Annotated in this window: 25 protein-coding genes and 1 tRNA gene; 8 read left to right on the top strand and 18 right to left on the bottom strand. The window is 65.2% G+C overall.

What is annotated here, in order from left to right; translation table 11 throughout:
• Positions 1-133 precede the first annotated feature (133 nt).
• The gene (locus tag GB880_RS10285) at positions 134-847 is read right to left on the bottom strand and encodes an invasion associated locus B family protein (protein WP_154492647.1); all 714 of its coding nucleotides are present in this window, start codon (positions 845-847) and stop codon (positions 134-136) included.
• A 462-nt stretch (positions 848-1,309) separates the two neighbouring features.
• Here GB880_RS10285 and GB880_RS10280 point away from each other — a divergent pair, with 462 nt between their 5' ends.
• Entirely contained in the window at positions 1,310-2,881 is a 1,572-nt protein-coding gene (locus GB880_RS10280; protein ID WP_154492645.1) for a helicase HerA-like domain-containing protein, read from the top strand.
• Here the strand turns inward: GB880_RS10280 and GB880_RS10275 are convergent.
• Positions 2,868-3,197 carry a DUF6477 family protein gene (locus GB880_RS10275; RefSeq protein ID WP_229774649.1) on the bottom strand — a complete coding sequence of 110 codons (330 nt, stop codon included), beginning with the start codon at positions 3,195-3,197 and terminating at the stop codon, positions 2,868-2,870. The two genes, GB880_RS10280 and GB880_RS10275, sit on opposite strands and share 14 nt — an antisense overlap.
• A gap of 216 nt (positions 3,198-3,413) precedes the next feature.
• Here GB880_RS10275 and GB880_RS10270 point away from each other — a divergent pair, with 216 nt between their 5' ends.
• The gene (locus GB880_RS10270; protein WP_154492641.1) at positions 3,414-4,604 is read left to right on the top strand and encodes a DUF6456 domain-containing protein; all 1,191 of its coding nucleotides are present in this window, start codon (positions 3,414-3,416) and stop codon (positions 4,602-4,604) included.
• A gap of 56 nt (positions 4,605-4,660) precedes the next feature.
• Here GB880_RS10270 and GB880_RS10265 read toward each other — a convergent pair whose 3' ends face one another.
• The gene (locus GB880_RS10265; RefSeq protein ID WP_154492639.1) at positions 4,661-5,209 is read right to left on the bottom strand and encodes a peroxiredoxin; all 549 of its coding nucleotides are present in this window, start codon (positions 5,207-5,209) and stop codon (positions 4,661-4,663) included.
• A 206-nt stretch (positions 5,210-5,415) separates the two neighbouring features.
• Between GB880_RS10265 and GB880_RS10260 the strand changes: the two genes are divergently transcribed.
• The 3 genes from GB880_RS10260 (at position 5,416) to GB880_RS10250 (ending at position 7,393) form a co-directional block, all read left to right on the top strand.
• Positions 5,416-6,162, top strand: coding sequence for a TerC family protein (locus tag GB880_RS10260; protein ID WP_154492637.1), 747 nt, complete (start codon positions 5,416-5,418; stop codon positions 6,160-6,162).
• A 133-nt stretch (positions 6,163-6,295) separates the two neighbouring features.
• Entirely contained in the window at positions 6,296-7,231 is a 936-nt protein-coding gene (lipA, locus tag GB880_RS10255; RefSeq protein ID WP_154492665.1) for a lipoyl synthase, read from the top strand.
• A gap of 78 nt (positions 7,232-7,309) precedes the next feature.
• Positions 7,310-7,393 (top strand) — tRNA-Leu (locus GB880_RS10250).
• A 45-nt stretch (positions 7,394-7,438) separates the two neighbouring features.
• Here GB880_RS10250 and GB880_RS10245 read toward each other — a convergent pair.
• The 14 genes from GB880_RS10245 to GB880_RS10180 form a co-directional block, all read right to left on the bottom strand.
• A complete protein-coding gene (locus tag GB880_RS10245) occupies positions 7,439-8,269 on the bottom strand; it encodes an alpha/beta hydrolase (RefSeq protein WP_154492635.1) in 831 nt (276 codons plus the stop codon).
• 29 nt (positions 8,270-8,298) lie between these two features.
• The gene (locus tag GB880_RS10240) at positions 8,299-8,988 is read right to left on the bottom strand and encodes an ABC transporter ATP-binding protein (RefSeq protein ID WP_154492633.1); all 690 of its coding nucleotides are present in this window, start codon (positions 8,986-8,988) and stop codon (positions 8,299-8,301) included.
• On the bottom strand, positions 8,985-9,749 hold the full coding sequence (locus GB880_RS10235; protein ID WP_154492631.1) for an ABC transporter ATP-binding protein: 765 nt from the start codon (positions 9,747-9,749) through the stop codon (positions 8,985-8,987). The genes GB880_RS10240 and GB880_RS10235 overlap by 4 nt, the downstream gene beginning before the upstream one ends.
• On the bottom strand, positions 9,736-10,734 hold the full coding sequence (locus tag GB880_RS10230) for a branched-chain amino acid ABC transporter permease (protein ID WP_154492629.1): 999 nt from the start codon (positions 10,732-10,734) through the stop codon (positions 9,736-9,738). The genes GB880_RS10235 and GB880_RS10230 overlap by 14 nt, the downstream gene beginning before the upstream one ends.
• A 3-nt stretch (positions 10,735-10,737) precedes the next feature.
• Complete coding sequence (locus tag GB880_RS10225) at positions 10,738-11,646, bottom strand: branched-chain amino acid ABC transporter permease (RefSeq protein WP_154492627.1); 909 nt, start codon at positions 11,644-11,646, stop codon at positions 10,738-10,740.
• Between the two features lie 75 nt (positions 11,647-11,721).
• Entirely contained in the window at positions 11,722-12,867 is a 1,146-nt protein-coding gene (locus GB880_RS10220) for an ABC transporter substrate-binding protein (protein ID WP_154492625.1), read from the bottom strand.
• 92 nt (positions 12,868-12,959) lie between these two features.
• Entirely contained in the window at positions 12,960-14,600 is a 1,641-nt protein-coding gene (locus tag GB880_RS10215) for an AMP-binding protein (RefSeq protein ID WP_154492623.1), read from the bottom strand.
• Positions 14,601-14,664: 64 nt separating this feature from the next.
• Positions 14,665-15,063 (bottom strand): RidA family protein, encoded by a 399-nt coding sequence (locus GB880_RS10210; protein ID WP_154492621.1) that lies wholly within the window; start codon positions 15,061-15,063, stop codon positions 14,665-14,667.
• Complete coding sequence (locus GB880_RS10205) at positions 15,053-15,472, bottom strand: acyl-CoA thioesterase (RefSeq protein WP_154492619.1); 420 nt, start codon at positions 15,470-15,472, stop codon at positions 15,053-15,055. Before GB880_RS10205 ends, GB880_RS10210 begins: the two co-directional genes overlap by 11 nt.
• Positions 15,469-16,605, bottom strand: coding sequence for an acyl-CoA dehydrogenase family protein (locus GB880_RS10200; protein ID WP_154550560.1), 1,137 nt, complete (start codon positions 16,603-16,605; stop codon positions 15,469-15,471). The genes GB880_RS10205 and GB880_RS10200 overlap by 4 nt, the downstream gene beginning before the upstream one ends.
• A gap of 87 nt (positions 16,606-16,692) precedes the next feature.
• A complete protein-coding gene (locus GB880_RS10195) occupies positions 16,693-17,505 on the bottom strand; it encodes an enoyl-CoA hydratase family protein (protein WP_154492617.1) in 813 nt (270 codons plus the stop codon).
• The gene (locus GB880_RS10190; RefSeq protein ID WP_154492615.1) at positions 17,502-17,939 is read right to left on the bottom strand and encodes a MarR family winged helix-turn-helix transcriptional regulator; all 438 of its coding nucleotides are present in this window, start codon (positions 17,937-17,939) and stop codon (positions 17,502-17,504) included. Before GB880_RS10190 ends, GB880_RS10195 begins: the two co-directional genes overlap by 4 nt.
• On the bottom strand, positions 17,936-18,676 hold the full coding sequence (locus GB880_RS10185; RefSeq protein WP_154492613.1) for an SDR family NAD(P)-dependent oxidoreductase: 741 nt from the start codon (positions 18,674-18,676) through the stop codon (positions 17,936-17,938). Before GB880_RS10185 ends, GB880_RS10190 begins: the two co-directional genes overlap by 4 nt.
• A complete protein-coding gene (locus GB880_RS10180; RefSeq protein WP_154492611.1) occupies positions 18,673-20,955 on the bottom strand; it encodes a bifunctional salicylyl-CoA 5-hydroxylase/oxidoreductase in 2,283 nt (760 codons plus the stop codon). Before GB880_RS10180 ends, GB880_RS10185 begins: the two co-directional genes overlap by 4 nt.
• A 149-nt stretch (positions 20,956-21,104) precedes the next feature.
• Here GB880_RS10180 and GB880_RS10175 point away from each other — a divergent pair, with 149 nt between their 5' ends.
• From GB880_RS10175 to GB880_RS10165, 3 genes are all read left to right on the top strand, one after another.
• Positions 21,105-22,232, top strand: coding sequence for a 3-hydroxyacyl-CoA dehydrogenase (locus tag GB880_RS10175; RefSeq protein WP_154492609.1), 1,128 nt, complete (start codon positions 21,105-21,107; stop codon positions 22,230-22,232).
• 81 nt (positions 22,233-22,313) lie between these two features.
• Positions 22,314-22,952: a bifunctional 4-hydroxy-2-oxoglutarate aldolase/2-dehydro-3-deoxy-phosphogluconate aldolase gene (locus tag GB880_RS10170; RefSeq protein ID WP_154492607.1), complete on the top strand. Its 639-nt coding sequence runs from the start codon at positions 22,314-22,316 to the stop codon at positions 22,950-22,952.
• A 6-nt stretch (positions 22,953-22,958) separates the two neighbouring features.
• Complete coding sequence (locus GB880_RS10165) at positions 22,959-24,173, top strand: MFS transporter (protein WP_154492605.1); 1,215 nt, start codon at positions 22,959-22,961, stop codon at positions 24,171-24,173.
• Between the two features lie 17 nt (positions 24,174-24,190).
• On the opposite strand, the gene xseA is transcribed toward GB880_RS10165, so the two are convergent.
• A complete protein-coding gene (gene xseA, locus GB880_RS10160) occupies positions 24,191-25,822 on the bottom strand; it encodes an exodeoxyribonuclease VII large subunit (protein ID WP_263467111.1) in 1,632 nt (543 codons plus the stop codon).
• Positions 25,823-25,892 lie beyond the last annotated feature (70 nt).

Genomic DNA, 25,892 nt, shown 5'->3' with positions numbered 1-25,892 from the left:
GGCCACCTTATCCAAAAGTTTGAATGTGACTTAAATTCTGATGGACAATCTAGGCAGCACCGACCGATCCGTGGCGGAATCAAAAGGCCGGCGCAGAAACCTGCACCGGCCAGGCTAAGGATATCCTTGGGCCTTACTGCTTGGCGGTTTCGGCAGTCACGTCCTTGTTGGCGGCGATCAGCGCCTCCATGCCGGCGGTGAATCCCGACAGCGACAGAGGCAGCTTGACCAGCTCATCCTTGCCAGCGCCGAAGGGCAGGACCGACACGGTGGCCGATTTTCCGCGCTTCAGCGGCGCCAGATCGGAATCCTTCATCCCGATACGCGAGATGCAGCCCACCGGCGCGCACAGCATGAACGGGTAACGGGCATCCTTGCCGTTATCGACCTGCAACCCCAATCCGGCCTGCAGATCGGTTTCCAGCGGCGCAACGAAGGTGATGACTGCCGAGACATCGCCTTTCATCGGCAGGACCGAAGCCTCTGCAACCGGCGAATCGTTCTTGTCCTTCATCAGCTGATAAAGCTCGCAGGGATCCTTGCCGCTTTCCGTTTTCATGCAACGCAAGGTCCAGTCGCCATGCGTCGACTTGGCATAGGGCTGGCCCACCTTGGGCTCACCGGCTTCGGCCGCAGGCGCCTCGGTCGGGGCGGGCGACTGGGCAGCAGGCGCAGCTTCCGTCGAAGCGGCGGCGGGGGCCTCGGCAGGCGCTTCGGTCTGGGTGGCAGCCGGCGTATCGGTCGCGGGCTGGGCCGAGGTCGCAGCATCCTGCGCAATCGCTGCGCCGGCACCGCCGGCAAGGGTCACAAGAGCGGCGAGCACCGCAGCAGTGGTCCTGTTGGCCATGGTTTTCATCCTTTGGTCCATGTTTCGCGCATGGTCCTAGCACGGGCTTGCACCCTTGTCAGGGCAGTTCGCGACGGGCGCCGTCACCTTTGCGTGCTGACACCGGGCGGACACAGCCGCAAATGCACGAAAACCCGAAGCGGAAGACAGCCGCCCCGGGTTTCCTGTTTACCTTCCCTGCCGGACTGGCCGGTCATCATTGCGCGAAAGCTAGAGTCCCCCGTTCAAGCCGTCAACTGTCCTATTCGACAGATTGTGACATCTTTGCGATCCGTTTGTGATGGCAACGCGACCTCCCCGGGAAAAGAGCCGCGCCCGAAGGCGCGGCAGTCCAACAGGGAGGAAGCCGAACCCACAGGCATGTGCCGATGGTCCGGCAGGATCAGACTGGCACAAAATCGTTACGGTTGTATTGTTCTTTTCCGTGCGCTCTGCACTTTTTTGCCGATCGGTGGAGGAAATATGTCAAAGCTGGTGGATCTGGAGGCTGGAACCCTGTTCGTCGGCGGCGGCGGGCCCGATCATGCCAGTCCCCAGCAATTGCTGTTGCGCTATGCCAATCGCCACGGGCTTATCGCGGGGGCCACCGGCACCGGCAAGACGGTCACCTTGCAGACACTGGCCGAATCGTTCTCGCTGGCCGGGGTGCCGGTGTTCCTGGCCGACATCAAGGGCGATCTGGGTGGGCTGGCCAAGCCGGGCGGCCAAGACAGCAAGCTGTACGAGGCGTTCGAGAAACGCGCGGCACAGATCGGTGCCTCGCTGGACTATCGCAGCTTTCCCGTCACATTCTGGGATATCTGGGGCGAGCGTGGGCACCCGGTGCGCACCACACCGGCCGAGATGGGTCCGCTGTTGTTGTCGCGCCTGATGGGCCTGACCGATGCCCAGGAGGGCGTGCTGAACATCGCCTTTCGCGTGGCGGACGAACAGGGGCTGGCGCTGCTCGACATGAAGGACTTGCAGGCAATGCTTGTCTGGGTCGGGCAGAACGCGAAGGAACTGTCGCTGAAATACGGCAACGTCTCGGCGGCCTCGATCGGAGCAATCCAGCGCGCCTTGCTGGTGCTGGAGGGCGAAGGCGGCAACATGCTGTTCGGCGAACCGGCGCTGGAACTGTCGGACATGATCCGGCTGGATGCCTCGGGGATGGGGGTTATCAACATCCTGTCGGCCGAGCGGCTGATGAATGCGCCAAGATTGTATGCCACATTCCTGCTGTGGCTGATGTCGGAACTTTTCGAGCAATTGCCCGAGGTGGGCGACCCCGAAAAGCCGCGAATTGCCTTCTTTTTCGACGAAGCGCACCTGCTGTTCAACGATGCCCCGCCCGCGCTTGTCGCCAAGATCGAGCAAGTCGCACGGCTGATCAGGTCCAAGGGAGTCAGCTTGTGGTTCATCAGCCAGAATCCCGCTGATCTGCCGGAATCCGTGCTGGGGCAACTGGGCAATCGTATTCAGCACGCCTTGCGCGCCTTTACCGCAAAGGACCAGAAGGCGCTGAAGATGGCCGCGCAGAATTATCGTGCCAATCCCGACTTTGACACGGCCGAGGCGATCCAGGCCGTCGGCACGGGCGAGGCCGTCACCTCGCTTCTGGAGGCGAAGGGTGTGCCGGGCGTCGTGCAGCGCACGCTGATCCGCCCGCCGCTGGCACAGCTTGGACCAATTGCCGATGCGGATCGCCAAGCGATGAACAGTGCCTCGCCCATGGCGTTGAAATATGGCAAGACGATGGACCGCGAAAGCGCCGCCGAATTGCTGGCCAGCCGCGCGCAGATGGCCGCAACCGCCAGCGCGCAGGCCGGCGCGGCTGACGCTGACGACGATTTGTGGCGCATGGATGCACCCAAGACCCGTGGGCGGCGTTACGATCCGCAGCTGCAAATCCCGAAGCCCGCGCAACAACGTCCCCGTGCAGGCAGCGACTCGATCGCGGTCACTTTCGGCAAAAGCCTGGCCCGGCAGTTGGGAACCAAGACCGGGCAGGCCCTGGTTCGCGGGATTCTGGGATCGCTGCTCAAGAGCAGATAGGGCCTTTCGGCGCCGGCAGCGGGCGCGCGGCAAGCTCGGCCGTTTCAGCAAGAATGGCGATCAGCAGCAGGATATGCCGGTGCAGGTCATAGTCGGCCTGCCCTTCGCAACGTGCCGCATTCAATTGCATCTCTTCGGTCCGCAACCTCTGCAACGCGATTGCAGAACAGGGCAAGTCGTCGCTTTTCAGCACCCGTCGCAGATCACGACGGCGGTTCCACTGGGACAGCCCCGCCCGGGCTGCACGCACCAGAAGCTTCGGCCGGCGAAGCGGTGGATGTGCGGGGCGGGCTGGAAAGGCGATGACATTGCACATCATGTTCATATGTCTGCTCCGTGCTGGGTTTCCGAAATAATCCTCAACCCATGCGTGTGTTGCGACACAGCAGGAAACTGCGCGCGCAGCAGCAAGGAATCTTTAGTAATTGTTAGCAAATATCTTCGCATCTCGGCCTGATCCTGTCCTTTCAGCCAGGATACTCAAACAACCCATAGGCGAGTAGCTGCCAGCTCGTCTGCAGGAAGCGAAGGAATGACCATGACGATTTTGACGGGAGATTTCGCACCGGAAGCCTCGATTGCCGCCCTGCCCGTCGGCATCGGTGCGATGGCCTGCGATGCACCCGAAACCCTGCCTTGCGCATCAGCCCAAAGCCAGGCCGAAGATGGCGACCTGAAGCTGTATTTGCGTCATGTCGAAGGCGGCGAGACCATTCGCGCCTTGGCGCGCGAGGCAGGCTGCCATGCCTCGACAATCCTTCGTCGCATCCGCAAGTTCGAAATGCGCCGCGACGATCCGCTTGTCGATCGCGCTGTCGAGCGCGCCGCGGCGGCCCCTTCCAGCCATCAGCAGGCTCCCGGCCGCATCGGCATGAAGCAGATCGCCCGTATCCTGCGTCGGCTGGCCGAGCCCGGTGCGCAGATGGTGGTGGCCGAGGGCATGGACAAGGCAATCGTGGTCCGCGACGAGATCCGCACCGCAATCCTGGATCGCGAACTGGCCGAGCACATGGCCGTCCGGGCCTGGGTGCAACTGGCAGGTCAAGGCCGGGTCAGCCGTTATGTCATATCCGCCACCGGACGCGAGGCGCTGCGCAAACTGATTGCTGCGCGTCGCAGCGGTCCCCTTCCGGGCAAAGAGGATTTTGCCCTGGCCGATCCGGTCATCCCCGAGCCGCAGGGCTGCGCGGATGAGGCCGCGCCCTTTGTTCATGCCGACCGCCACCGCGTGTGGGAAGAGCGCGAAATACAGGATCCCGCGGACGGACGGCGGCGCAGGACGCGTGTGAACATTGCGGAAAGCCCATTGCTGATGCTGGCGCGGCGCCGTGAACCTGACGGGCGACCGTTTCTTGCACCCGAACTGGTGGCTGCGGGCGAACGGCTGCGCGAAGATTTCGAACTGGCTCAGATGGGGCCCCGCATCACCCAGAACTGGGATCGCTTCCTGACGGCCGGCATCGACGTGGCACGGATGGGTGCAGGCCATGGCGGCGGATCGGAAGGTGCGCGCAACCGAGTCGCGGCGGCACTGCGCGAACTGGGTCCGGGCATGGGCGACATGTGTCTGCGCGTCTGCTGCTTTCTGGAGGGGATCGAGATGACGGAACGTCGGCTGGGCTGGTCGGCACGATCAGGAAAGATCGTTCTGCGCCTGGCATTGATGCGGCTGGAAAGACATTATCGTGAAACCTATGGCGCCGGCGCTCCGCTGATCGGATAAGCCATCGTCCCGGCAAGAAGGGCGCCCGAGGGCGCCCTTTCGCATGTTCCGGCGGTTCAGGCCGCGGCCTTGGCGGGATTTTTCCGCAACCATTCCAGAACAGCTTCAGGCGCGCTTGCGCCATAAGGATCTTCGGGGCAGTCATCCATGCGCCCGGGCTCTTCGAACCAGGCTTCGATCACACCGTCATCGACGATTGCCGCATAGCGCCAGCTGCGGGCACCAAAACCCAGGTTATCCTTGCGCACCAACATTCCCAGTTTCTCGGTGAACTCGCCCGAGCCATCGGGGATCACCTTGACATGGTTCAGGTTCTGCGCCTTGGCCCATTGGTTCATCACGAAGCTGTCGTTCACCGACATGCAATAGATTGCATCGATCCCAAGCGCGGCCATTTCATCGGCAGCCTTTTCATAACCCGGCAGCTGATAGGTCGAGCACGTCGGGGTAAAGGCACCCGGCAAAGAAAACAGCACCACCCGCTTGCCGGCGAAATAGTCGGCGGTGGTCATGCCCTGCCAGCGATAGGGGTTCGGTCCCCCGACGGATTCATCCCGCACACGGGTGCGAAAGGTAACTTGCGGCAGCTTGAAACCGACTTTCATCATCATGTCCTTCTGTTCACGCCGGCGGCCAGCGCGGGCACCGGAAACTCGATCTCTCCTCCCGCCGCGCAAGGTAATGCCGCAACGCAGAAACCGCAACCGGCAGGCGACATCGCGCCTGTGTTCACCAGCGCGGGGAACCGGCTTGCGGCGCAAGGAATTAGCTGCAATGGCTAATGACCAGCCGCGAACATCCGGAACGAAAAATGGACAATATCATTGCACTGATTCAGGATCCTGCTGCCTGGGTGGCCTTGGCCACACTGGTGGTCATGGAGGTCGTGCTGGGCATCGACAACCTGATCTTCATTTCCATCCTGACCAACAAGCTGCCCGAGCATCAGCGCGAGCGTGCCCGGCGCATCGGCATCGGCCTGGCGCTGGTGATGCGGCTGGGCCTTCTGGCAACTGTTGCCTGGATCGTGCGCCTGACCGAACCTGTCGTCACCATCATGGGCAATGAACTCAGCTGGAAGGATATCATCCTGATCTCCGGGGGTCTGTTCCTGGTGTGGAAGGCAACCAAGGAAATTCATCACCACGTCGATCCCTCCGACCAAGAGGAAAACATCGTCGGTCGCGCGGTGTCGACCTTCGGCGGGGCCATCTTCCAGATCCTGCTGCTTGATCTGGTGTTCTCGATCGACAGCATCATCACCGCGGTCGGCATGACCAAGCATGTCGAGATCATGGTCGTCGCGGTGGTCGCCGCGGTGACGGTCATGCTGCTGGCTGCCAATCCGCTGGCAAACTTCATCGCCCGCAACCCGACCATCGTCATGCTGGCGCTGTCCTTCCTGCTGCTGATCGGAACGACCCTGATTGCCGAGGGCTTCGGCGTGCATGTGCCCAAGGGTTACATCTACGCAGCGATGGCATTTTCCGCCATGGTCGAGGCATTGAACATGTGGGCGCGCAACGCTCGCAATCGCCGCCAGCGCATCGGGCACTGAACCTGCCTGACAGGCCGGCCCGGACGGGATTTTCCCGCCGGTGCCGGCTCGGGGCTGCGTTGCTTTCACGGCGGTTTGCGGTTATTCCTTCCCTAGCCGCGACGGAAAGGACACGACCTTGCGCGATCTTCGCATGCCAGAGCAACGCCACCCGGAAAAGGCGCATCGCCCCGACCAGGATCAGCCCCGCAAGCCATCCTGGATCCGGGTCAAGGCGCCCAATTCGGAAGGCTATCGGCAAACGCGCGAGATCATGCGCGAAAACCGCCTGTCCACGGTCTGCGAAGAGGCGGGCTGCCCGAACGTCGGCGAATGCTGGTCGCAGGGCCACGCCACCATGATGATCATGGGCGAAATCTGCACCCGCGGCTGCACTTTCTGCAACGTCGCCACCGGTAAGCCGCAGGCCCTGGACGTGTTCGAGCCCGGCCGTGTCGCCCATGCCGTGCAGAAGCTGGGGCTGAAACATGTGGTCATCACCTCGGTTGACCGCGACGATCTGGACGATGGCGGCGCTGAACATTTCGCCCAGACGATCCGCGCCATTCGGCACCGTTCCCCCGGTTCCACCATCGAGGTTCTGACGCCGGATTTTCTGAAATCGCAGCCCGGCGCGCTGGAAACCGTGGTCGAGGCGCGACCCGACGTGTTCAACCACAATCTGGAAACGGTGCCGGGCCTTTACCCCGAGGTGCGTCCGGGGGCACGATATTTCCATTCGCTGCGCCTGCTGCAGAAGGTCAAGGAACTGGACCCCGCCATGTTCACGAAATCCGGGATCATGGTCGGTCTGGGCGAGGACCGGCAGGCCGTCTTGCAGGTCATGGACGACATGCGCGCCGCCGACATCGACTTCATCACCATCGGCCAGTATCTGCAGCCCACACCCAAGCACCACCGCGTGGACCGCTTTGTCACGCCCGAGGAATTCGCCGCCTATGAAAAGGCGGCCTATGGCAAGGGGTTCCTTATGGTCTCGGCCACGCCGCTGACGCGGTCGTCGTATCACGCCGGCGACGATTTCGCGGCCTTGCGCGCAGCCCGTTTGAAAAAGCTGGGGATGGCCTGAGACAAAACGCGCGCGCCCTCTTGCAAATCATTGCAACTGGCCTTACCCGAAGGCAGTCCCAAAGGGACCGGGCGCCATGGGGGTATGGCGGAATGGTAGACGCAGGGCATTCAAAATGCTCCGCCGCAAGGCATGGGGGTTCGAGTCCCTCTACCCCTACCAGCGCCCATTGAGCGGCCTGATAGGGCCCCGCCCCTTGCAGCAGTCTCAGCCACCCGCGCGAATTTGCATCAGCGCCTGCAACATGTGACCATCAGGGTCTGCAAGGTCGTGCAGGATGTTGAAATGGTCGCGGCCGGGAACATGCAGCAACTGCACCCTTTCCCCTGCCTGGGTGCAAACCTGCGCATAGTCATCGCTTTGCCGAATCAGTTCGGGCAATTCATTGGCGCCCACGGCGACGACCATGGGCGCGCCCTTTGTCACATGAACCTGCGGCGAATGGTCGGCGACCTGCTGGGCCGTCAGGCGCAGCTTGTCGTTCAGCGCGCCAAGGCTGATCGGCAACAGGTCGTAAAGGCCGCTGATCGCCAGCACCGATTCCACCGCCGGATGGCTGCGATGCACCGCCGCCAGGTGCCCCCCGGCCGAATGGCCCGACAGGCACACCGGCCGGCCCCTGGTTCCCAGGCCGGCGGGATCCTGCGCCAGATGGTCCAGCAGCGCGCCGATCTGCGCGACGATTCCGGTCATGTCGATGTCGGGCGCCAGCCGGTATTCCGCCAGCACCACGTTGAAGCCGCGTTGCAGCGGCCCGGCGGCGACAAAGGCGAAATCTTCCTTGTCGCAGCTTTGCCAATAGCCGCCGTGGACAAAGACCAAGGTCGGCGCCCCGTCCGCGCCGCAGGAAAACCAGTCGAAGGTCTCGCGCGGTCCCTGACCATAGCGCAGGTCGCGACGGCAATCGCGGGCCGCGTAGAACGCCGCGCTTTCAGCCCGCATCTGCTGCATCAGGCCCGGAAAATCCGCCACCCGGCCGCTGTTGCTATAGGCCAGGTCCAGTTCCGGCCGGGTCATGCCACGATAGACGATCTGCATTTCGGCACTCCTTTCGGCGTGGGCGCGGATCAGACGCCCAGATAGCGATCGGTCAGGTCTGTGGTCAGATCGGTCATCGCCCCGCGCCAGACGGTGGTGCCGCGCTCAAGCACCACCGCACTGTCCGCGACCGAGGCTATTTCGCGCAAGGATTTGTCCACCAGCAGGATGGACATGCCATCTGCCTTCAATTGCCGCACCCCGTCCCAGATTTCCTGCCGCACCACCGGGGCCAGGCCCTCGGTCGCCTCGTCCAGGATCACCAGGCGCGGGTTGGTCATCAGCGCCCGACCGATGGCCAGCATCTGCTGTTCGCCCCCCGACAGCGTGCGCGACACCTGGCCCATGCGCTCTTGCAGCCGGGGAAACAGGGTGCAGACGCGGCGCATGTCCCACGGCCCAGGTCGCGCCGCGACCTGCAGGTTTTCGGCCACGGTCAGCGGCGCAAAGCAGCGCCGCCCCTCGGGGACCAGGCCGATGCCCAGCCGCGCCGCCTGCGGCGCCGACAACGCGCCCAGATCGCGCCCGGCGAAACCGATCCTGCCGCCGCTGTGGCGCATCAGTCGACTGATGCAGCGGATCGTGGTGGTCTTGCCCATGCCGTTGCGGCCCATCAGCGCCACGACCTGCCCCTCGTCCAGTGTCAGGTCGACCCCGAACAGCGCCTGCACGCTGCCGTAAGACGCCGTGACCTGTTCCAGTTCCAGCAACCGGGTCATGCTTCCTCTCCCAGATAGGACCGTCGCACTTCGGGGTTGGCGCGGATTTCGGCGACACTGCCGCTGGCGATGATCCGGCCATAGACCAGGACGGATATCCTGTCGGCCAGGGCAAAGACGGCGTCCATGTCATGTTCGACCAGCAGGATCGGCGCCTCGTGCCGCAGTTCGGACAGGATCGCGGTCAGCTGGCGTCCACCCTCCAGCCCCATCCCGGCCATCGGCTCGTCCAGCAGGAAGGCGCGCGGACGCAGCGCCAGCGCCATGGCGATTTCCAGCTTGCGCCTTTCGCCATGCGACAGTTCGGCCGCCGGGATCAGGTGGCGCCCCGCCAGGCCGGCCTGCTCGATGTGAAACAGCGCCGGTTGGGTCAGTTTGGGGTCGGACAGGGCCGGACGATGGAACCGAAAGATGGCCCCGCTGGCCCCGGCCACCGCCAGCATCACGTTCTGCAAGGCGGTAAAGCCCGGGATGACCGATGACACCTGAAAGCTGCGCGCCAGGCCCAGACGCGCGCGCGCCGCGGCGTCCAGGGTGTCGATCACCTGCCCCTCGAAGCGGATGGAACCGCTGTCAGGGCGCACCTCGCCGACGATCTGCTTGATCAGGGTGGATTTTCCGGCGCCATTGGGACCGATCAGCGCGTGGATTTCGCCCAGGCGCAAATCGATGCTGACCCCATCTGTGGCGACAAGCGCGCCGTAACTCTTGCGCAGATCCCGGATTTCCAGGATCGCATCGCCCGGTTCATGCTTGGCCATGGCGCCACCCTTTCGTGATGATCCCGATCACGCCGCCGGGGACGAACAGCACCACCGCCAGCAGCAGCAGCCCCAGCGGCGCCTGCCAGAAATCCGTCAGGCCACCCAGCAGATGTTCCAGCAGGATGAAGATGGCTGCACCCGCCACCGGCCCGCACAGGCGCGCCACTCCGCCCAGGATGACAAAGACCATGATTTCCCCCGACATGTGCCAAGACAGCATCGCCGGGCTGACAAAGCGGTTCAGGTCGGCATAAAGCGACCCGGCCAGCCCCGCGATCATCCCCGACAGCACAAAGGCGGTCAGCCGCACCGCATAGGGGCGGATACCCACCGCCACCGCCCGCTGGCTGTTTTCCCGCACCGCCCGCAGCGCCAGCCCATAGCGCGACTGGGTGATGGTGGCAGTAAAGATCAGCGCCAGGGCCAGCAGCACCGCACATATGGCGAAATACTGGATCGGGTCGAAGGTGTTCATCCCCGGAAAGCTGTTGCGGACGTAAAAGCTCAGCCCGTCCTCGCCGCCATAGCGACGCCAACCCAGAGCGAAGTAATAGATCATCTGGGCAAAGGCCAATGTGACCATGATGAAATAGACGCCGGTGGTGCGCAGACTCAGCGCGCCGATGGCCAGCGCCGCCAGGCCGGCGACGACCATGGCCATGGGCCAGATTCCCAGCATTTCATTGCTGCCCATGATGGAGAAGGGCAAGGTCAGCACCGGGGTGCCCTGGGCGGCATGGCTGGCGAAGATGCCGGTGACATAGCCGCCGATGCCAAAGAACGCCGCGTGACCGAATGACACCATGCCGCCATAGCCAAGCGCCAGGTTCAGCCCCACCCCGGCCAGGCCCAGAATGGCGGCCTTGGTGGCCAGCGTCACGGCAAAGCCGTTGCCCGCCAGATGCGCGCCGATGGCCGTGGCCACCAGCAGGCCAAAGACCACCAGGTTGATGATGCTGTCACGGGTAAAAATTCCGGCCATGACCTACCCCCTTGCCCCGAACAGGCCCTGCGGGCGCCAGATCAGCACCACGGCCATCAACAGATAGATCAGCATCGATGCCAGCGAGGCGCCGATCGCATTGGCATCGGGGCCCAGCATGCGCGCGAACAGCCCCGGCAACAGCGCCTTGCCAAGAGTATCGGTCATGCCGACCAGCAGCGCGCCCACCAGCGCCCCCTTGATCGAGCCGATGCCGCCGATCACCACGACGACAAAGGCCAGGATCAGCACCGGCTCGCCCATGCCGACCTGCACCGACTGGATGGCGCCGACCAGCGCGCCGGCCAGCCCGGCCAATGCGGCGCCCAGGGCAAAGACCACGGTGTAAAGCCGCGCGATATCGACCCCCAGCGCCGCGATCATTTCCCGGTCGGCCTCGCCCGCCCGGATGCGGATGCCCAGTCGGGTGCGGCTGATCAACCACCACAGTCCGATGGCGACTGCGGCACCAAAGCCGATGATGACCAGACGAAACAGCGGATAGTTGAGCCCGCCGGGCAAGGTGACCGGACCCGCCAGCTCGGGCGGCAGGGTCAGATACAGCGGAAACGACCCGAACAGCCAGCGCGCCCCTTCGGAAAAGATCAGGATCAACGCAAAGGTCGCAAGAACCTGATCCAGATGATCACGCGCATAAAGTCGGCGCAGCACGCCGACCTCGACCAATGCGCCGGCTGCGGCGGCCGCCGCCAGACTTGCTGCCAGCCCCAGCCAGAACGATCCCGTGGCCGCCGCCACCGCCGCGCAGGCAAAGGCCCCAGTCATGTAAAGCGAACCATGGGCCAGGTTGATCAGCCCCATGACCCCGAACACCAGGGTCAGGCCCGCCGCCATCAGAAACAGCATCATTCCGTATTGCAGGCCGTTCAGGGCCTGCTCGGCCAGAAGCATGGCGGCTTCCTCCCGTAGCAAGGATTTCAGGGGCCGGGCCGGTCGCTGCCGGCCCGGCGATGTCGGCAGAGGCTGTTACATCTTGCACTGTTCGGCGTATGCGTCGCCGTGATCGGTCAGTGCCGGGCCGATGATCTTGTTGGTCAGCACGTCGCCTTCCTTGACCACCTCGCGCACGTAATAGTCCTGGATCGGGTGCTGGTTCGGGCCAAAGCTGAACTTGCCGCGAACGCTGGGGAAATCAGCCTTGGCCAGGGCCGCGCGGAAAGCATCGGCATCCTTGACATCGGCCTGAGCGGTTGCCGAAATCAGCAGGTTCGCGGTATCATAGGCCTGGGCCGCGTAAAGCGACGGCAGCCGCCCGTATTCCGCCTGAAAGGTCTCGACAAAGGTCTTGTTGGCCGGATTGTCCAGATCCTTGGACCATTGCGCTGTGTTCTTGACCCCCAGCGCCGCATCGCCAACCGCCGGCAGGATGTCCTGGCTGAAGCTGAACGCCGGGCCGATCACCGGTTTGCCAACGCCGGATTCGGCATATTGCTTCATGAAGGCGATGCCCATGCCGCCCGGCAGGAAAAAGAACACCGCATCCGCGTCACTGTTGCGGATCCGGGCGATCTCGCCGGCGTAATCGGTCTGGCCCACCTGGGTGTAGACCTCATCGACCACCTGGCCCTTGTAGTAACGCTTGAAGCCGGCCAGCGAATCCTGCCCCGCCGGATAGTTCGGCGCCATGATGAACACCTTGCCGATACCCGCGTTCTGGGCATAGGCGCCTGCCGCCTCGTGCAGGTTGTCGTTCTGATAGGAAACCGAGAAATAGCGCGGATTGCAGCCTGCACCCGCAAGCTGCGACGGCGCGGCATTGGTGGACAGATAGAACTTGCCCTGGGCGACGGCCGCCGGCACCACCGCCATGGCGAGGTTCGACCACACGATCCCGGTCAGCACGTCCACCTTTTCGGACTGGATCATCTTGTCGGCGATCTGCACCGCGATATCGGGCTTCTGTTGATCGTCCTCGATCACCAGTTCGATGTTCTTGCCGGCGTCACCGGCGTTCTTCAGCGCCAGCAGAAAGCCGTCACGGGTATCGACGCCAAGGCCCGCGCCGCCGCCCGACAGGGTGGTGATCATGCCCACCTTGACCGGTTCGGCCCAGGCCGCGCCCGCCATGGCCAGCACTGCCGCCCCGCTCATCAGAATCCCTGCGATCTTCATGTTGTAACTCCCTGTTTTCGTTTGTTGGGTCTTGCGATCTTTGTTGAGCGCCCGCGCCCTTGCAACGAATTTCGATGCCGGGTTCGGAAAGTTCATGCCCCATCCTGGACAAGGCGAAAGCGCTGGATCTTGCCGCTTTCGGTCTTGGGCAGGGCTTGAGTAAAGACGATGCTGCGCGGATACTTGAACGGGGCGATCACCGATTTCACGTGATCCTGCAAAGCCTTGACCAAGGCCGCATCGCCGGTCAGGCCGTCGCGCAACACGACATGAGCCTGCACGATCTGGCCCCGTTCCTCGGAAGGGGCGCCCACCACGGCACATTCCACGACATCCGGATGCGACAGCAGCGCCGCCTCGACCTCGGGACCGGCGATATTGTAGCCGGCAGACAGGATGATGCCGTCGGTGCGCGCGGCGAAATGGAAATACCCCTGCTCGTCCTGCCAGAAGCAGTCGCCGGTCAGGTTCCAGCCGTCGCTGACATAGGTCCGCTGCTTGTCGGGGTCGGCCAGATAGCGGCATCCGACAGGACCGCGAACGGCCAGCCGCCCGGTTTCACCGCGCGGCATTTCTTGGCCGTCCGGGCCGATGATGCGGGCCTGATAGCCGCCGACGGGGCGGCCGGTGCAGCCAGGTCGGCTGTCGCCGAAACGGTTGGTCAGGAAGATGTGCAGCATTTCGGTGGCGCCGATGCCGTCAAGGATCGGCTTGCCGGTCTTGGCCACCCATTCCTCGTAGACCGGGGCGGGCAGGGTTTCGCCGGCGGACACGGCTGCGCGCAGGCTGGACAGATCGGCACCTTCCTCCATCGCGCGCATCATGACGCGGTAGGCGGTCGGGGCGGTAAAGCAGATGGTGGCGCGGTATTTCTGGATGATCTCGATCAGGTTCGGGGGCGAGGCGTTTTCCAGCAGCGCGGCCGAGGCGCCGAAGCGCAGCGGAAACACCGCAAGTCCCCCCAGGCCAAAGGTGAACGCCAGCGGCGGCGAGCCGACAAAGACATCCTCGGGCGTGACGCCCAGAACCTCGCGCGCATAGCCGTCGGCGATGATGAGCAGATCGCGGTGGAAATGCATCGTGGCCTTGGGCTCGCCCGTGGTGCCCGAGGTAAAGCCCAGCAAGGCCACATCATCGCGCCCCGTGCGCACCGCATCGAAACGCACCGGCTGGGACAACGCGGCCCGGTCCAGTTCGGCATCATGATTGGCAGTGCCATCGAACCCGACCAGCGTGCGCAGATAGGCGCTGTTCTTGGCCGCCTGCGCCAGTTCGTCCATCAGGCGGGTGTCGCAAAGGGCATGGGTGATCCGGGCCTTGTCGATGATCTTGCCCAGTTCGGCGGCGCGCAGCATCGGCATGGTGTTGACCACCACCGCGCCGACCTTGGTCGCCGCCAGCCAGCAGGCCACCATGGCTGGGTTGTTGGCCGAACGGATCAGCACGCGATTTCCGGGCTGGACGCCGTATTGCCCCACCAGCGCGTGGGCGATGCGGTTGGTCCAGTCTGCCAGTTCCTTGTAGGTCCGCATCCGGCCATTACCGATCAGCGCCGGGCGGTCGCCGAATCCGCGTTCGACCATGCGATCGGTCAGCTCGACCGCCGCATTCAGATATTCGGGATATTCAAATCCCTCCAGCAGCAATTGCGGCCACAATTCGGGCGGAGGCAGGTTGTCGCGGGTGAAGGTGTCGACATGGGCCGATGGTCCCAGAGGCGGGTTTGCAGTCATCTTCAATCTCCCTTGCGGGCGGGCGCAGCATCTTGTCGTGCCTTGGCCCGCGAAAGCTGCGGTATCAGTCGGGGACGACAGCGGTCGCCTCGATCTCGACCTTGGCGCGATCCTCGACCAGAGCCACCACCTGCACCAGCGCCATGGCAGGATAATGGCGGCCGATCACCTCCTTGTAGGCGCGGCCGATTTCCTTCAGCGCCCCAAGGTATTCGTGCTTGTCGGTGACATACCAGGTCAGACGCACCAGATGTTCGGGCCGCGCACCGCCCTCGGCCAGCACGTCCACGATTGCCTGCAGGGCAATGCGCACCTGCTGGGCAAAGTCGTCGGTCTCGAATTCCTGCTGATCGTTCCAGCCGATCATGCCGCCGGTAAAGATCATGCGGCCGCGCGCAGCGATGCCGTTGGAATAGCCGGGGGTGGCCTTCCAGTTGCAGGGATGCAGAACCTCATGCACCATCGTTTCTCTCCATCAAATCTGTAAGCCGTGCGCGGATGGTCTGGGGCCAAGGGGCGGGTCTGCCGCCGGGATCTACCCAGACAAGGGTCTGGTCCACCTGCATGCGGGGTTGGGTGTCGTGGCTGACGCTATGGGTCAGACGCAGGCTCGACCTGCCCAATGCGGCCACATCCAGCCTGAAGTCCAGGATCTCTCCCAGACGCGAGGGCGCCAGGAACTGCACATCAAGCCGTGCTGTGGGCACAGCCGCCTGTTCCTCGATGTGGATGCGGACAAATGAATAATCCAGCATTTCGGCAAAGAAGTTCTCGACAACCGAGTTCGTCATCTCGAAATAGCGGGGATAGAACACGATCCCCGCCGGGTCGCAGTGGTTGAACTCGACCTTCATGCGGCGGTGATAGCTCATGGCAGCACACTCCGCGCGATGACCACGCGCTGCACGTCGCTGGCACCTTCATAGATGCGCAGCGCGCGGATGTCGCGGTAAAGTTCCTCGACCTTCATGCCGTGGCGCACGCCGTCGCCGCCATGCAGTTGCAGCGCCGCATCGATAACCTCTTGCGCGGCCTCGGTGGCATAAAGCTTGGCCATCGCCGCCTCGCGCGAGACGCGGGCGGCGCCGCCGTCCTTGGTCCAGGCGGCGCGATAGACCAGCAGCGCCGCGGCATCGATCTTCAGCGCCATGTCGGCGATATGGCCCTGCACCATCTGCAAGGCGGCCAGCGGCTCGCCCTGGATGCGGCGGCTTTGCACGCGCGCCAGCGCCTCGTCCAGCGCCCGGCGGGCCATGCCCAGCGCCGCCGCCCCCACTGTCGAACGGAACACGTCCAGCACCGACATCGCCAGCTTGAACCCCTCGCCCGGGCGGCCGATCAGCGCGCTGTCGGGCAATTCGACCCCTTCCATCCGCAAGCGGGCCAGCGGATGCGGGGCGATGACCTCGATCCGCTCGGCGATCTCAAGGCCAGGGCTGTCGGCCGGCATCAGAAAGGCCGACAGGCCGCGGGCGCCGGGCGCCTCGCCGCTGCGGGCGAACACGACATAGACATCGGCGATGCCGCCGTTGGAAATATAGGTCTTTTCCCCGGTGAGCCGCCAGCCGCCGTCGATGCGTTCGGCCGTGGTGGCGGTATTGGCCACGTCCGAACCCGATCCCGGCTCGGTCAGGGCAAAGGCTGCAATCGCCGTTCCGCTGCGGGTGCGTTCCAACCAGCGGCGCTGTTCGGGCGTGCCGAACAGCGACACCGCGCCCATGCCCAGCCCCTGCATGGCAAAGGCGAAATCGGCCAGCGCATCGTGCCGGGCCAGGGTTTCGCGGATCAGGCACAGGCTGCGGACGTCCAGAACCTCGCCCTCATCAGCGCCGGAATGTTGCAGGAAGCCCGCCTTTCCAAGGTCGCGCACCAGGTCACGACAGGCGCTATCGACATCGCCGTGATCGACCGGCAGGTTCGCGGCGCACCAGGACTCGAGCTCCGCCGCCAGATCGCGGTGGCGCCGCTCCAGGAACGGCCAATCAAGAAAGCTGCGGTCGGCCATGGGTGACTCCTTCACTTGGCGGGGATTTCCAAGGGGCACCGCCCCTTGGAGCGGGGGCGCGGGGGCGGCAGCCCCCGCCACCTTCCATCAGTCGCCCTGAAACACGGGCTTTTCCTTTGCGACAAAGGCGCGATAGGCGCGCTCGAAATCGCGGGTCTGCATGCAGATGGCCTGGGCCTGAGCCTCGGCCTCGATGGCCTGCTCCAGGCCCATGTTCCATTCCTGGTTCAACTGCGTCTTGGTGATGCCATGGGCAAAGACCGGGCCGGCGGCGATGCGCTCGGCCAGGCGCAGCGCCTCTGCCTCCAGACTGGCGGCATCGTGCAACCCGTTCCAGAAGCCCCAGGCAGCACCCTCGGCGGCGGTCATTACCCGCCCGGTGTAAAGCAATTCGGCCGCCCTCCCCTGCCCGATGATACGCGGCAGCATCGCACAGGCCCCCATGTCGCAGCCGGCCAGACCCACGCGGGTGAACAGAAAGGCGGTCTTGGCCTCGGGCGTGGCCAGCCGCAGGTCCGAGGCCATGGCGACGATGGCGCCGGCACCGACGCAGACGCCATCCACCGCCGCGATGATCGGCTTGCCGCAGCCGATCATTGCCTTGACCAGATCCCCGGTCATCCGGGTAAAGGCCAGCAATCCCTTCATGTCCATGCCCACCAGCGGGCCGATGATGTCATGCACATCGCCGCCCGAGCAGAAATTCCCCCCGTTCGAGGCGAACACCACCACATCCACGTCGCGGGCATAGACCAGCGCGCGGAAGGTGTCGCGCAACTCGGCATAGCTTTCAAAGGTCAGCGGGTTTTTCCGATCAGGCCGGTTCAGCCGCACCACCGCCACGCGCCCGTGCATTTCCCAGATGAAATGCTGCGGTTTCAGCTTGGCCAGTTCGGTCATTTCGCACCCCCCATGCGTTTCAGGATATCGGTCAGCAGGTCGATTTCCTGCTCGGTCAGGTCAGAGAAGATGTCGTTCACCTCGGCCTCGTGATCGGCGGCCCAGCCCTCGAAGGCAGCGGTGCCATCGGGCGTCAGCGTAACCAGCACCGTGCGCCGATCAGTGTCCGAAGCCATGCGCCGCACCAGACCGTCGCGTTCCAGCCGGTCCACCACCGCCGTGGCATTGCCGTTCGACACCAGCAGCATCCGCGACAGTTCGGTCATGCTGATGCCTTCGCGCCGGCGATACAGCGCGGCCATCACATCGAAACGCGGCAAGGTGGTTTCATGGCGCGTGCGCAGGAACTCGCGCAGGCGCCCCTCGGCGGCGCGGGTGACCCCCAGCAGCCGGATCCACAATTTCAGCCGCCGTTTCGACAGGGGGTCGGTCATATCTCGCCCCCGGCGATGGCGATGGCCTGACCATTGATCCCTTCGGCCCCCGGCGCGCTAAGCCACAGCGCCGCAGCCGCGACCTCTTGCGGGGCGATCAGCCGGCCCTGCGGATTGGTGGCGGTCAGGGCGGCACGCGCCTCGGCCGTGCTCGCGCCGGTCTTTTGCATGATGTTGGCGATCGAACGCTGGGTCATTTCGGTTTCCAGAAAGCCCGGGCACAGCGCGTTGACGGTGATGGGCTTGCGCGCCACCTCCAGCGCCAGGCTGCGCACCATGCCCACCACCCCGTGCTTGGCGGCGGCATAGGGCGCGACATAGGCGTATCCCTTGAGCCCCGCGGTCGAGGCCACCGCGATCAGACGTCCCCAACCTCGCATCTGCCGCAAGCCCTCGCGCAGCGTCAGGAAGGTGCCGGTCAGATTGACGGCCAGCATCGCGTTCCACTGGTCCAGTTCCGTGCGCAGGAATGGCGCGCTTTCGGCTGCGCCGGCATTGGCGATGACGATGTCGCAGGGTCCGGACTGCTCGAACAGCGCCGTCACGCTGGCTTCGTCGGTCACGTCGCAGACCAGCGCCCTTGCCCCCGGCAGATCGCCCGCCACCTTTTCCAGCGGCGCCAGGCGACGGCCGGCAACCACCACCTCGGCCCCTGCCTTGGCAAAGGATCGCGCCAGTTCGGCACCGACCCCGGTGCCGCCGCCGGTGACCAAAACCCTCTTGCCCGTCAGCGTCATGCCCGGATCGCCTCTTGCTGACGCTGACGCAGCCTGAACAGCAGGTCGCGCCCACCCTTGTAGGGCACCGGCCATTCGGATTGCGTGTCGCCCTGTTCGACCGCGGCGTGCAGCGTCCAGTAGGGATCGGCCAGATGCATCCGCGCCAGACAGACCAGATCGGCGCGGCCCGCCATCAGGATACCGTTAACCTGATCGTAATCGCTGATGTTGCCCACCGTCATCGTGGCGATGCCGGCCTCGTTGCGGATGCGATCGCTGAAAGGTGTCTGGAACATGCGCCCATAGACGGGCCTTTCCGCCGGATCGGTCTGGCCCGAGGACACGTCGATGATGTCGGCGCCGGCTTCGCGGAACATGCGCGCGATCTGCACCGCCTCTTCCGGAGTAACGCCGCCGTCGATCCAGTCATTGGCCGAAATGCGCACCGACATCGGCTTGTGTTCAGGCCAGACCGCGCGCATGGCGGCAAACACCTCCAGCGGATAGCGCATGCGGTTTTCCAGGCTGCCGCCGTATTCGTCGTCGCGGTGGTTGGTGATCGGGCTGATGAAACTGGCGATCAGATAGCCATGCGCGGCATGAAGCTCGATCATGTCGGCGCCGATACGTTCGGCCATGCGGGCGGCCTCGACGAACTGGTCGCGCACCATGTCCATGTCCGCCCGGTCCATCGCCTTGGGCACCGCATTGCCCGGCTTGTAGGGAATGGCCGAGGGCGCCATGATCTGCCAGTTCTGCGCCAGCGGGGCGTCGATGCCACCGTCCCAAGGCACGCAGGTCGAACCCTTGCGCCCCGAATGGCCGATCTGCATGCAGAACCTGGCGGTAGTTTCGGCATGAATGAAATCGGCCAGCCGCTTCCATGCGGCCTCGTGCTCGGGGGCGTAAAGGCCCGGACAGCCGGGGGTAATCCGCCCTTCGGGCGACACGCAGGTCATTTCCGTATAGATAAGCGCCGCGCCGCCCTTGGCCCTTTCGGCGTAATGGCAGAAATGCCAATCGGTCGGGCAGCCATCGACCGCCTTGTATTGCGCCATGGGCGACATCACGATGCGGTTCTTCAGCGTCATTTCGCGCAAGCGGAACGGCGCGAACATCGGGCGCCGCCCCTTTTCGCCGCCGGCGCGGCTCTGGAACCAGTCCTCGGCCGCCTGAAGCCATTCGGGATCGCGCAGCCGCAGGTTTTCGTGGCTGATGCGCTGGCTGCGGGTCAGCAGCGAATAGGCGAATTGCGTGGGCTCCATGTCCAGATAGCGTTCGACCTGCTCGAACCATTCCAGGCTGTTGCGGGCGGCCGATTGCAGGCGCAGCACCTCAAGGCGCCTTTCTTCCTGATAGCGGGCAAAGGCGGCCTCCATCGTCGGTTCCGAATGCAGGTATTCCGCAAGCGCGATGGCGCTGTCGAAGGCCAGTCGTGTTCCCGACCCGATCGAGAAATGCCCCGTCGCCGCGGCATCGCCCATCAGCACGACGTTTTCATGATACCAATGCTCGCAGATCACGCGCGGGAACTGGATCCAGACTGCCGAACCGCGCAGATGCGCGGCATTGGACATCAGCTCGTGCCCGCCCAGATGACGCTCGAAGATGCGGCGGCAGGTCTCGACCGACTCTTCCTTGGACATGTCGGCAAACCCCAGCTTTTCCCAGGTTTCGGGCAGGGTCTCGACGATGAAGGTCGCGGTATTGTCGTCGAATTGATAGACATGCGCCCAGATCCAGCCGTGTTCCGTGCGCTCGAAGATGAAGGTGAAGGCATCGTCGAACTTCTGATGCGTGCCCAGCCAGATGAACTTGCACAGGCGCGTGTCGATGTCCGGCTTGAACACATCGGCATATTCGGCCCTGACGACAGAGTTGATGCCGTCGCAACCCACCACCAGGTCATATTCGCGGCGGTATTCTTCGGCCGATCTGAACACGCTTTCAAAGCGCAGATCGACACCCAGCTCCCGGGCGCGCTGCTGCAACAGGATCAGCATCTGCTTGCGTCCGATGCCGGCAAAGCCGTGCCCGCCCGAGACCGTGCGCACACCGTCATGGATCACGGCGATGTCGTCCCAATAGGCAAAGTTCGACCTGATCGCTTCGGTGCTGACAGGATCGTTCTTCTGCATGCGGCCCAGGGCATCATCGGACAGGACGACACCCCAGCCGAAGGTGTCATTGGCCTTGTTGCGCTCCAGCACCGTGATCTGGTGCGACGGGTCACGCAGTTTCATCGAGATGGCAAAATACAGTCCCGCTGGCCCGCCGCCCATGCACAAGATCTTCATGCTCAACCTCCCCGCTGGCATCCGGCCTTCTCAGCCAGAACCAACGCTGCACCCGAATCGCTATTTTTTCAAGTTTGAAATTTTAAGTTTGAAAATTTTTTGTGCCGTGCCATCCTCGCGTCCAGGATGGACCACGAAAGGAATGCGCCATGACCGTCATTGCCGTCATCGGGCTGGGCACCATGGGGCTGGGGATCGCCCAGACCTATGCCGCTGCCGGATTTCAGGTTCTGGGGACCGACAGCGCTGCCGCGGCGCGCGACAGCGCGCCCGATCGGCTGAGGGCGGCGCTGGCGCCGCGGGTCGACAACGGCAAGCTGTCCGCTGCGGATCGCGACGCCTTGCTGGCGCGCTTTCGCGTCGTCGATGACATCGCCGCGCTGGCGCCAGCGGCGCTGGTGATCGAGGCAGCCCTTGAGCAGATTCAGGTCAAGCACGACATCTTTGCCCGGATCGAGCAGGTCGTGGCAGCGGATGCGGTGTTGGCCACCAATACCTCGTCGCTGTCGGTCGCGGAAATCGCCCGCCCGCTTGCGCGCCCCGAACGGCTTCTGGGGCTGCATTTCTTCAATCCGGCGCCGGTGATGAAACTGGTCGAACTGGTCGCCCATGCCGGGACCGCGCCGCAATCGCTGGCCCTGGCACGTCAGGTGACCGAGGCCGCCGGCAAGACGGTGGTGGATTGTCCCGACCGGCCGGGCTTCATCGTCAACCGCTGCGCCCGGCCCTATTATGGCGAAGCCTTGGCCATGCTGCACGAAGGCCGCAACCCTGCCGAGATCGATGCCGCGATGCAGGCCGCCGGCTATCGGCTGGGTCCGTTCGCCCTGATCGATCTGGTGGGGGCAGACATCAACCTGGCCGCGACCGAAAGCCTGGCGGCGGCCATGGCCGGTCACCCGCGCTATCACGTTTTCCAGGCGCTGCGGCAGCAGGTCGCCGACGGCCATCTGGGACGCAAGACCGGCCGGGGGTTCCTGTTCCCCGACAGCCCCGGCCCGGCGCCCGCCGATGCCGACCGGATCGCCCTGCGCATCGAGGCGGCGCTGGTCAACGAAGCCGCCTGGCTGCTTGCCGAAGGCGGCACCACCCCGGGTGGCATCGACACGGCGCTGCGACTGGGGCTGAACTTTCCCCGCGGCCCGTTCCAGATACTTGCCGAGCGGGGAAAGGGCACGATTCAGGCGGTATTGGCGGCCTTGGCCGCGCAGGCGCCGGCGGAACTGGCCGGACGCTATGATCCGGCGCCGCTGCTGGCGGAAAACGGCCAGCCGTGAGTTACCGCTAACATTCGGGCTTGCCCGGCGACCGCAAAAGGCGCAACCTGCCGCCGATTTCCGGTCAGAATCGAGGTTCCCATGACGCCCGAGCAGCAGTCCCGCCAAACCCGCGCCCTGTGCGAACTGGCGCCCGTCATTCCCGTGCTGGTGGTGTCGGACGCCGCCACCGCCCGCCCCTTGGCCAGTGCGCTGATTGCCGGCGGACTGCCGGTGCTTGAGGTCACGCTGCGCACGCCCGCCGCGCTCGAGGTGATCCGGGCCATGGCCGAGGTGCCGGGCGGTCATGTGGGTGCAGGAACCGTGCTGACCCCCGACGACGCGCGCCGGGCGCAGGATGCCGGGGCCAGCTTTGCCGTCTCGCCCGGCGCGACCGAGCGGCTGGTGCGTGCCTGCGAGGACATCGGCCTGCCGCTGCTGCCCGGCGCCGTCACCGCATCCGAAGTCATGCGGTCGATGGAGATGGGCTATTCGATGCTGAAATTCTTTCCCGCCGAGGCCGCCGGCGGTGTCCCCGCGCTGAAATCGCTGGCGGCGCCGTTGCCACAGGTCGCCTTTTGTCCCACCGGCGGGGTGACATCGGCCAGCGCCCGCGATTATCTGGCGCTGCCGAACGTGGTCTGCGTCGGCGGCAGCTGGATCGCCCCCGATGCCGATGTCGCATCCGGCAACTGGACTGCCATCGAAACCCGCGCGCAAGAGGCCCGCGCCCTGAGGTAGGATGCCATGACCCCTGACGACCAGATGCGCCGGGCGCGGCGCAATGTCATCGTGCTGATGCTGGCCCAGGCAATTCTGGGCGCGCAGATGTCGATGATCTTCATCGTCGGGGGGTTGGCGGGGCAGATGCTCAGCCCCAATCCCTGCATCGCCACGCTGCCGCTGTCGATGATGATCCTGGGCTCGGCGCTGTCGGCGCGGCCGCTGTCGGGCTTCATGCAGCGCCATGGCCGCCGGGCGGGGTTCCTGCTGGCCTGCGGCGCGGCGGGGTTGGGGGCGGCGCTGGCGGCCTATGGGCTTGCCTCGGGCAATTTCTGGCTGTTCACCATGAGCGCGCTGCTGACCGGGGTCTATATGGCGGCGCAGGGCTTTTTCCGCTTTGCCGCCACCGATTGCGCGCCGCCCGAGTATCAGCCGCGGGCGATTTCCTATGTGCTGGCCGGCGGGCTCTTGGCGGCCTTTACCGGCCCGGCGCTGGTGCGGATGACCGCCGAGATGACCGCCGTGCCCTTCATGGCGACCTATGCGGCGATCATCGGGCTGAACCTGCTGGGGCCGGTGCTGTTCGCCTTTCTGGACATTCCGCGCCCTGCGGTCCGGGACGGCAGTGCCCATGGCGGGCGCCCCACGGCGCAGCTTTTGCGCCAGCCCGCCATCGCGGTGGCGATCATCTGCGGCATGGTGTCCTATGCGCTGATGAACCTGGTGATGACTTCGGCACCGCTGGCGGTGGTGGGCTGCGGCTTTCACACCAGCGATGCGGCCAATATCGTGGCCGGCCATGTGCTGGCGATGTTCGCGCCGTCGTTCTTCACCGGCCATCTGATCGCGCGTTTCGGCGCCACGCGCATCGTGATGCTGGGTCTGGTGATCCTGGCCGCCGCCGGTGCCGTCGCGCTGTCGGGGGTCGATCTGGCGCAGTTCTACATCGCGCTGATCCTGCTGGGGCTGGGCTGGAACTTCGGCTATATCGGCGCCACCGCCATGTTGACCCGCACCTATCGTCCCGAAGAACGCGAGCGCGTGCAGGGCATCAACGATGCCATCGTCTTTGGCGGGGTGTTCCTGGCCTCGCTGTCCTCGGGCGGGCTGATGAACTGCATGGGCGGATCGGCGCAGGCGGGCTGGAGCGCGGTCAACCTGGCGATGCTGCCGTTCCTGGTGCTGGCGGGCGGCGCCCTGCTGTGGCTGATGCTGCGCCCGCGCGAAACGGCGCAGTAAGCCGGCCGGCGCGGTTTTCAGAACAGGCTTTGCTGGTCCTTGTCGGCGCGCGGCTTGCGCCCGGCGCGCGGCGGCGGGCCGGCCTGCTCGATACGGGCATCGACACGGCCATCGTGGAATTCGATCTGCACCTGCCCGGCCTGAACCGCCTGGGCCGCCGAGGTCACCACGCCCGCGCCCGCGCGCACCACCGCATAGCCGCGCCGCAGCGTCTGGGTATAGCCCAGCGTCTGCAACAGCCGATCCAGCCGGCCCAGCGCCTCGTGCCGTTGGGGCAGGATGCGGCCACCCACGACCTGAAGCCGGCGCGCCCAGTCACCCAGGTTGCGCCGGTCGCGGGCCAGATCACGCGCCGCCTGCGCCAGCATCCGGTGACGCGCCGCGATCAGACGCCCGGACATGTCCTGCAGGCGCTGGCGGCGCAGCAGCAGCTGACGACCGGGCGCCAGTGGCAGGCGATCGTCCAGGCCCTGCAAGCGCTGGCGCTGTTGGCCGACCAGGCGTCCCGGCGCCAGCGGCAGCCGTGCCGACAGGTCGCGAAGCCGGTCCCGCCGCGCCCGCATCAGCCCGCGCAGCGCCGACAGCGACAGCGGCAGCGCATCCAGCCGTGCCCGCTGCGCGCGGGTGAAACCGCGCAAGGCCGGCTCGAGCCGGGTCGAAAACAGATCGAACCGCTGCCGCGCCGGATCGACCAGCGCCTGCGGCCGGCCCAGGGCGCGACCCATGTCCAGCAGCCGCTGGCGGCGGCGTTGCTGATCGGTGCGCGCCGCGCGCAGGATGCGGGCCTGCAACTCGGCCAGGCGGGCCGCCAGTTCGGCGCGCACCGGCACCGCCATTTCCGCGGCCGCGGTCGGCGTCGGCGCGCGGCGGTCGGCGGCGAAATCGATCAGCGTGGTGTCGGTTTCGTGGCCCACCGCCGAAATCAGCGGAATCCGGCTGTCGGCGGCCGCGCGCACGACGATTTCCTCGTTGAAACCCCACAGATCCTCAAGGCTGCCGCCGCCGCGCGCCACGATGATCAGTTCGGGGCGCGGGATCGGCCCTGCCGGTTCCAGCGCATTGAACCCCCGGATCGCGGCCGCGACCTGCGGCGCGCAGGCCTCGCCCTGCACGGCGACCGGCCAGATCAGCACCCGGGTGGGAAAGCGGTCGCGCAACCGGTGCAGGATGTCGCGGATCACCGCCCCCGAGGGCGAGGTAACCACCCCGATCACCCGCGGCAGATAGGGCAAGGGCCGCTTGCGCGCGTCATCGAACAGCCCCTCGGCGGCCAGGGCCTTGCGCCGCTTTTCCAGCATCATCATAAGCGCGCCGGCGCCGGCGGGCTCGATTTCGTCCACGATCAGCTGGTATTTCGACTGCCCCGGAAAGGTGGTCAGCCGCCCCGTGGCGATCACCTCGATGCCTTCCTCGGGGCGGGTGGACAGTTTCGCGGCCTGCCCCTTCCAGGTCACCGCCGCGATCACCGCCCGGTCGTCCTTGAGATCGAAATAGAGATGCCCCGACGACGGCCGCGACACCCGCCCGATTTCGCCGCGCACGCGCACGCGGCCGAACTCGCCCTCGAGCACCCGTTTGACCGCGCCCGAGATTTCCGAGACGGTGAATTCATGGGCATTGCTGGCGGGGGGCTGGTCGAACAGTTCCATGCCCCGGTTGTGACTTGCGCGCGCGCGAGGATCAAGGGGATTGATCCCCGCCCGCCCAGTTCCTATTAGG

This window comes from Paracoccus sp. SMMA_5_TC, assembly GCF_009696685.2.
Classification (GTDB): Bacteria; Pseudomonadota; Alphaproteobacteria; order Rhodobacterales; family Rhodobacteraceae; genus Paracoccus.
Note: the sequence above shows the minus strand (reverse complement) of the source record. Positions and strands in the feature narration are given on the sequence as shown.